Below are 258 nucleotides of genomic sequence, written 5' to 3'. Positions count from 1 at the left end.
CCCGGGGCGGCGTGATCGACGTCGTCGTCTCCGGCGATGCCGAGGCGCCCACGCTGGTGCTCAAGGCCAAGGGCTCGCATGCCCGCATCCCACCCCACGTGGAGGAGCTGATGGCCGGCCGCCCCGAGAGCGGCACCGTCGACGCGCACGGCATCCTGCCGTTCTACGCGGGCCTCGTGGCGCGGGCCGCCGCCATGGATGTGCGATTCGCCATCGAGGGTGATGAAGTGACTATCACCGCCACGCCCGCCGCGAGCC

At 72.5% G+C, this 258-nt stretch carries 1 protein-coding gene; it reads left to right on the top strand.

Features of this window, described 5'->3' with window-relative positions; all coding sequences use genetic code 11:
• Window positions 1-258: histidine phosphotransferase family protein (locus tag RVY79_RS20320; RefSeq protein ID WP_317466395.1), on the top strand; the 258-nt coding region annotated here is incomplete at both ends.

The sequence above is a fragment of the Chromohalobacter sp. HP20-39 genome, from assembly GCF_033052815.1.
In the GTDB taxonomy this organism is placed as follows: Bacteria; Pseudomonadota; Gammaproteobacteria; order Pseudomonadales; family Halomonadaceae; genus Chromohalobacter.
This window is presented reverse-complemented; position numbering and strand designations above follow the sequence as displayed.